The organism is Oleiphilus sp. HI0043 (assembly GCF_001634935.1).
The window spans coordinates 1-582 of the sequence record NZ_LWEY01000357.1 but is presented as its reverse complement, the minus strand read 5'-3'; the positions used below and the strand labels follow the sequence as shown (position 1 = coordinate 582).

1 protein-coding gene is annotated in these 582 nt (G+C 46.7%); it reads right to left on the bottom strand.

What is annotated here, in order from left to right:
• Positions 1-582 (bottom strand): acyl-CoA dehydrogenase family protein (locus tag A3729_RS04930; protein WP_255376375.1); only part of this gene is annotated, 582 nt, incomplete at both ends.

The following is a 582-nucleotide window of genomic DNA, read 5'->3' as shown; positions in this document are numbered from 1 at the left end:
AATTCAGCCAAGTCAGCATTATCAGCCTCTACCTGAATAAACGAAGCGACTTCTGAAGCAAATAGTTCGTAGAACTTACCGCCATTGGCGACAATCTTACGGCCCATCAAATCCAAAGATTGGATACCATTAGTACCTTCGTAGATTTGCGTAATACGCGTATCACGAACCAACTGCTCCTGGCCCCACTCACGAATGAAACCGTGACCACCAAATACTTGCTGGCCAGCAATACAACAATCTAAAGCACGATCAGTCAAATATGCTTTTGCAATAGGCGTCATCAATGCAACCATTGCTGATGCATGCTTCTTCTCATCAGCGTCATCTGAGTATTTCGCTGTATCCAAGAAAGTCGCAACATAGCTAGAGAAGGCACGACCACCCTCATTGTAAGCACGCATAGTCATCAACATACGGCGAATATCAGGATGCACGATTAGTGGGTCAGCAGCCTTTTCAGGTTGAGCCGGGCCTGTTGCCGCTCTACCCTGAATTCGATCCAATGCATACTCAACAGCATTCTGGTATGAACGCTCAGCAGCACCTAAGCCCTGAATACCAACACTCAAACGCTCGTAG